A 6,917-nucleotide genomic window follows, 5' to 3' on the forward strand; every position below is an offset into this window, starting at 1 on the left:
ATTTTTAAAAGTGGTGAAGAACTATGGAAATTAGGGTAGATTACAATGAGCTTTGATCAATTAAAACATCTGTTAGTAAAGACGGAAAAAAGATCACAGAAGCAACGTACTTTTTTAGCATACTAGCTTGGTCATTTTTTCCTGGAATTGAAGAAAATATGTATATTCTAAAAACTATCCAACATCGCTTAGATTACGAGCACTTTTTTGCTGCAAAGGAAGTAAAAAAAGCAGGAATCGAGTAATCGATTCCTGCAGAATGATTTGTTTCTTTTTATATCTATAAGGTAAATCCAAACATTTATTATGGATACATATTCTTATTTCTTACGTTCTGAACTTCACTTTGAAACAATAAGCAAGATGGTACATTAATATCCACAAATGAGACCAATTTTTAGGATCTTTTCTAGTTAATTCTTGAATACGCTGAATTCGATAATTTAGTGTATTACGATGGATATGCAGTTTTTCTGACACTTCTTTCACATTTCCATTATTACTAGAAAAATAAATCAGTGTTTCATAATATTCATCATAGATTGATTCAACTTTTTTTAATAGATTCTTATCTAGTTTAATTGAAAAATCAAATAAGTGAATAAAATATAAATCTTCACTAAAAAAGACTTTATTGATTGGAATCTGGAAAAATTTCAAATACAGAAAAGTATTATCTACTTCATTCATTCCCTGTCCTAAATTCCATTGTTCAGAGCTAACGATTAAACCTGAGAGGTCGTCATCAATTATGGTATTGCCATCAATAAAAACTATATACATTCCATACCATTCAAAAACCTCATGTAAGGGAAAGCAACTACGTAAAGTTTCTTGTTCCAATGATCCAATACAGCGATTCGTTCGCAGAAGATTTATCCCGTAATCATCTAATGCCTGGTGAACCATCTCTTCACTGTAGCAATCTTTGATTGAAAGGAGCTCCTTTAAAAAATCAGCTTTAAGCTGATTTTTCTTTTCCTTTTTTCGAAATTCATTTAGTTCTTCAACTAAAAGCAGTACGATTGATTTTACTAGCTTAGTAAACGGGCGGACTTCTTCTGGGTCTCCTGAGATTCCAACTACTCCCAATAATTCGCCATTTAAAATGATTGGTTCGTTGGTTCCTCTTTTTTCTAGGGAAGTATCCTTGAAGATCTCAACCATTTCGCCTTGTTTAATTGCTCTTTCTGCACCACGATGTCGTTCACCGATACGATATTCTTTACCGCTTGCAATAATAAAACCTTGTTCATTCATAATATTAATATTGTAAGGAATATCCGCCATCAGCTTGCTTACGATCATATTGGCCTGCTCTTTTGTTAATAAATTACTCATTGATTACCGTCCTAAGAATTATCTGGTTATACAGTTAGTTTAATCTTTTTTTGATAGATAACACAACTTTTAACCTCCACAAACATTTAAAACACGGACGATATTTTCAACTGTACGCTCTAAATTGGATTCGCCGGCTTGTAATGCTTGCTTCAATGGACCGGCCTGGTCTAAGATGCCGAAAATCGCAGTCATTCCTTCCTCGTATAAAACATCAACCTGTTCGCCGATATAACCGGCACAAGCAAAAACAGGCTTGTCATATCGTTTGGCGATCTTTGCTACACCGTATGGAGCTTTCCCAAATTTTGTCTGAAAATCCATACCGCCTTCACCGGTAAACACGTAATCAGCTTGTACAATCTTTTCTTCCAAATGTGTTAACTGGATAACCAAATCGACACCGGATTCCATTTTTGCGCCAGTAAAAACTAATAGTCCGGCTCCTAATCCCCCTGCTGCACCAGAACCGGGCTGATCCTTGATATCTATCCCCAAATTTTTTTGAATAACCGCAGCGTAGTGAACCAAATTTTCATCTAATTTCTTAACCATATCAGGCGTAGCTCCTTTTTGCGGACCAAAAACAAATGATGCGCCATTTGGACCCGTCAACGGATTGGTTACATCGCTAGCGATAACGACTTCTGTTTCTTTTAGTCTTGGATCGATAGTGCTAACGTCGACTTTAGCTAATTCTGACAACGCGCCGCCTCCAACCGGTAGTTCCTTGTCATTTTTGTCTAAAAATTGCACTCCTAACGCTTGAGCCATACCTGCACCGCCATCATTCGTGACGCTGCCTCCTATACCGATGATTATTTTTTTTACTCCTTTATCCAAGGCATCTTTGATCATCTCTCCAGTCCCGTAAGTAGAGGTCAAAAGAGGGTTTCGCTTGTTTTCTGCCAATAGTTCAATACCATTGGCTTCAGCCATTTCAATCACTGCCGTACTTTCATCTGCTAACAACCCGTAATAAGCCTTGATTTTTTCTGATGGAATTGGTCCAGACACCATCACTTCGATTTTTGTCCCGTTAATACCGTCAACTAGTGCGTCAACAGTTCCTTCTCCTCCATCTGCCATAGGGACTTGGATCACTTTAGATTCAGGAAATACTTTGCGAATTCCTCGTTCCATTGCTTCACAAGCATTTTTAGCACTCATACTTTCTTTAAATGAATCTGGTGCTAATACAAAAGTTTTCTCCATTGTTCTTCTCCTCAAAATTCTGCTGAAAATCTTCTTTTCAAACAGAATTTACCTTCTTCATTGTTATTTTCAATAAATATTTTTTCAAGTTCATATTTTTGTAAAAGATTTGACAAAACGCTATCTCTACAATTTTATTTTAAAATAAATCCATATAATATCGTTGCAACGATCGTCATCACACCACCGACACAGATTTCGTAAGGAATCACTTTCATCCGTTCTTTGATAGACATATTCATACTGTTAGCCGTAATGTGGAAATAGTTTCCTTGAGGTACACTATCAATCACCGTTGCACCTGTATGAACCATTACAGCTGCTGCTAACGAATTGGTTCCGGTTTCAAGAATAGCATGCCCAAAAGATCCAGTCGCTAAAATTACTGCTGTAGAAGTTGATCCTACTGCTAAGCCCATTAAAATACCTGAGATGGGCGCTAATAATGTACCCGAAATCCCTGTAATGGAAATCAAATGGACAACTTGTTTTGATAAATCAGAAACTGAGATCAGACCAGCTATAGCACCAGCACCAATCAAGATCAAAACGGTATCTGTCACACGATAAATCCCCGATTTTGAATATTCTCTGATTTGACTAGCTTGTCCCATTGCGATCGTCCCCACTATCGAAGCGAAAGGTAAAATGTACATCGCATCGATCTTCAAATCAGCCAACACCTGAATATGAAGCATCGTTCCAATTGGATTTATCAATAATAAAACGATTGACAAAACGGGTGCAATTAAAGCTTTGCGTAATGGAAGCAATTCTTTTTCCGATTTTTCTTGAATATCGCTATCTTTAACCTTACCGCCTTTTTTCTTAATCAAACTAGCAATAAGAACTGCTGTTGCTAATCCAAAAATTGCCGGAATAAATCCAGCAATCATTACATTGCTTAAATCTAATTTAAACCCATTAGCAGCTGCGATAGTATTGGGATTAGGCGAAATGATATTTCCAGCTTTGCCGCCACCAGACAATGCTGTCAACAATGCTAATTTACTGATACCTGTCTGCTTTCCGACTGACAAAGCGATCGGCGCTACGATCAATACTGCGACAGGAATAAATACGCCCACAGCTGTAATGATCATTGTTGACAGAGCTAGTGAAAAGATTGCTTTATTACTTCCAAGTTTATTAACGATTGCATGGGCGATGGATTCTGCTGCGCCTGACTCCATCATCACTCCTGCCAACATCCCTGCTGCCAACACACGAATTGCTGTCCCCATAATACTTTGTGTTCCTGTAACTAATATATCCACGGTATTGCTTAGTGATGCTCCGCCGATCAAACATCCGATAATTGCTCCTAAAAATAATGAATAAACCGGATTCATTTTTTTCAAAATCAAAAAAACTGCAAAAATCAAACCAATAATCGCCGCATACCACGGTATTGTAATTCCATCCATTTCAAACATCCTTTCTTAATTGTTTACGTTTTCATTTTAATGCTTTATTTCATAAATAAAATTGGTATATTTACAATGTTATTTGTTCATTTGCATATATCGATAATATAAATTCAGAATTTCACTATTTTAGACAACTTAAATAAATTCATAGAATCACATAGTATTCAATAGAAATTTCTTCTATTCAACTAGATACGATTTGGGAACTCATTGATACTTATTAGGTATTTTACTATTTACAAAGTCAATCAATCTCTTAATTCTTTTAGTTCTAAGGACCTAACTCATATTAAATAAAAGAATATATCCCAAATACAATACTGATTTTCACTACTAATTCTTTTTGCCTATACTCCTAACAAAATCGGGCACTAAATAACCCATTGTATATGATTTATTTTAGAATCAAACTCCCAAAGAATCTCTCCATTGCAACGCAAAAAAATTCATAGATATTTTATTTCATCATATCTGTATTGCTTAAAGTGAATGATCCTTTACAGATCACTCTTCTCCATCCCAATGGCAGCGTTTCAGATCCACTCGTCCATTCTCGCGAAAAATAATACCCTCTCTTGCAATAGTAACGGCTGTTCCGGCCAACCTTTCGCACATTCTCCCTGACTATTCACTACTCGTTGACAAGGATAGCGACCATAATATTCGGCGTGGCTCAATACTTTACCGACTAAACGAGAATTGCGAGGATATCCTGCCAACTCGGCAATTTGTCCATAAGTAGCTACTTTGCCTTTGGGAATCTCCGATATGATCGACAATACCAAAAAAGCAAATTCTTCATCTAGTTTGGCCACTCCAAATTCCTCCTTTACTACAAAAAAAGACCACAGAGTTTTGTTCTGCGGTCTTTCGTGATTTGGATAGCAGGTCTCGAACCTACAATTACCTGATTCAGAGTCAGGCGCCTTACCAGTTTGGCTATATCCCAAAAATCCAACGAGATTATGATACTGCTGTCTCACGATTTCTTCAAGTAAAAAACCTCGATTAAGTTTTTATAGGTAATCAACAACTATGATCAACATTAGGATAATTTTTAGACATATTCTGATAAAATCTATTTCTCAAAACGTGTGTCTAAGATAACCAATGCCAAGAAAAACTTTGATGGGGACTTTAAGATGATAATTCTAAGTTTGTATCATTCAGGTTAATCTGTTGAGTAGTTGGCAGACGAATTAGTGTAGTACCTCAGATAATATATCATCGGAAAATCTCTATACAAAGAATGAAGGGTTCAATGCGCCCTAGACAGAGGTTCTTACGATAAAAACAATATACTCGAGTCGCTAATAAATAATTCATACTAAATATCGAATAGTGGTTACCACGATAATTTTTTTCTGGAAAGTAACACTACAAATATGAAATTATCAATCTTTGAATTATCCAAAAAAGATATGTTCTCTTTAATGTTAATAAAGAATCTTCCAACACACCTTGTATAATATGTTGGAAGATCCTTTTTGTGTTTAGACTAGTTTATCCCATCATTAATCAGCATGCTATTAATAATCGAATTGTCGGTAGTAGCGACGGATTTCTAGTGGGTGACAATTTAGTTTTTCGACATGAGCATCGATTCGTTGTGTAACACAATGCATCAATAGAAATGACAATACGCGACCGCGATATTTTTCACTGATTCCTTCTACTGAATAATCTTTTGAATCAATGAAAGTATAGTTAGCACAAATACGTGGCAACAGATTTTTGACACGTTCTGCTAACGGCCGTTGTTCATCTTCTCCTAAGAAAAGTGTTACTGGTGTTGTTTCGTCCACAATTTCTAGTGTACCATGTAAAAACTCAGCTGCATGAATTGATTTTGAACGTAGCCAGCTTTGTTCTTCCCAGTAACACATAACATATGAGTAAACTGCACCCCATTGATTACCGGCACCAATGAAGTAATGCATTGCGTCATGGCGGTGTTTCTCAGCGAACTCTAAACCAAAAGCATCTACCTATTTTTCAGCTTCTACTAATCCTTTAGCTAAATATTTTTCTAATTCTTGGTAATATTCTTCGTAGTCATCAAATTCACCATTATTTTTCATTAAGCGATCCGCTACCATAAAGAATTTGATTTGTTCTGTTCCAGGCGCTGGATAAGTAATGACGTGGTCACATTTTTCTGCTAATGGACTGCCAACAGTATCTATAAAGCCAATCAATGTTGCACCAACTTCTCTAATTTCATCTACTGCTCTAACAACTTCTTGTGTTGTACCTGTAACAGAAGATAAGATAACGATAGAATCTTTAGTCAAACGTTTGTTGCCAGTTGTGTAATATTCAGCTGCATGTTCCACATAAACAGGCAAGTTGCTTTTTCCGTTAATGTAAGTAACAGCCTGCATAGCTGAAGCATAAGTACCACCGATTCCTAAGTAGTAAATATTATCAAATCCTTTTTCCCATACCCCGTCCATAATCTTTTCGACTTCTGGACGTAGTTCTAAAGCTCCTTGAATGTTATCAATTTGTTGTTGTTCGTTGAATTTTAACATTTTTCCACCTCTATACTTTACTTTTTAATACGTGATCAAAATCATCAAAAATACGCTGACTCAAATCAATTCCTTTTGATTTAGCAATTTTATAGGATAAAATTTGGAAAGGAATCACCAATAATAAGGATGAAACCAGTTCATCACAATCCACTGCTAAACCTAAATCATTGGCATTTTTTGCTACTTCGGTTGTCACGGTAATTGTTTTACCGACATATGATGTCATATAGTCCTTTAGACTTTGTGAACGAGCTTCATTGACACTTCTTGTTTCAATAAAGAATAAAATATGTTCACTATCAGCTTCCAAATACGGTCCATGCATGTAAGCTTCTAGTTCAAACCCTTGGGAAGGTTTGCGAACTGTTTCAGTAAATTTCGTTTCGAATTCTTT

General features: G+C 36.0%; 4 protein-coding genes, 1 tRNA gene and 2 pseudogenes. All 7 read right to left on the minus strand.

The genetic code is table 11. From position 1 onward, the window contains the following. Positions 1 to 327: 327 nt before the first annotated feature. A complete protein-coding gene (locus RG571_RS11440; RefSeq protein WP_005880902.1) occupies positions 328 to 1,341 on the minus strand; it encodes a sugar diacid recognition domain-containing protein in 1,014 nt (337 codons plus the stop codon). A 69-nt stretch (positions 1,342 to 1,410) separates the two neighbouring features. Continuing rightward, positions 1,411 to 2,556 (minus strand): glycerate kinase, encoded by a 1,146-nt coding sequence (locus RG571_RS11445; protein ID WP_005880900.1) that lies wholly within the window; start codon positions 2,554 to 2,556, stop codon positions 1,411 to 1,413. Positions 2,557 to 2,690: 134 nt separating this feature from the next. Next, positions 2,691 to 3,983, minus strand: a complete 1,293-nt coding sequence (locus RG571_RS11450) for a GntP family permease (RefSeq protein WP_103459020.1) — start codon at positions 3,981 to 3,983, stop codon at positions 2,691 to 2,693. A 536-nt stretch (positions 3,984 to 4,519) separates the two neighbouring features. Beyond that, the gene (locus tag RG571_RS11455; RefSeq protein ID WP_308947655.1) at positions 4,520 to 4,801 is read right to left on the minus strand and encodes an MGMT family protein; all 282 of its coding nucleotides are present in this window, start codon (positions 4,799 to 4,801) and stop codon (positions 4,520 to 4,522) included. Between the two features lie 62 nt (positions 4,802 to 4,863). Next, positions 4,864 to 4,935: transfer RNA gene (locus RG571_RS11460), tRNA-Gln, on the minus strand. 580 nt (positions 4,936 to 5,515) lie between these two features. Further along, positions 5,516 to 6,520: pseudogene (locus RG571_RS11465) on the minus strand (SIS domain-containing protein). A gap of 10 nt (positions 6,521 to 6,530) precedes the next feature. Then, positions 6,531 to 6,917: pseudogene (locus RG571_RS11470) on the minus strand (glucosamine-fructose-6-phosphate aminotransferase); the annotation flags it as partial.

The sequence above is a fragment of the Enterococcus sp. FR204 genome, assembly GCF_031143325.1.
Classification (GTDB): Bacteria; Bacillota; Bacilli; order Lactobacillales; family Enterococcaceae; genus Enterococcus_B; species Enterococcus_B faecium.

Bases quoted from the DNA above. Each gene is read 5' to 3' on its own strand.
- RG571_RS11440 (WP_005880902.1), bottom strand. From the start codon at position 1,341: ATGAGTAATTTATTAACAAAAGAGCAGGCCAATATGATCGTAAGCAAG.
- RG571_RS11445 (WP_005880900.1), bottom strand. From the start codon at position 2,556: ATGGAGAAAACTTTTGTATTAGCACCAGATTCATTTAAAGAAAGTATG.
- RG571_RS11450 (WP_103459020.1), bottom strand. From the start codon at position 3,983: ATGGATGGAATTACAATACCGTGGTATGCGGCGATTATTGGTTTGATT.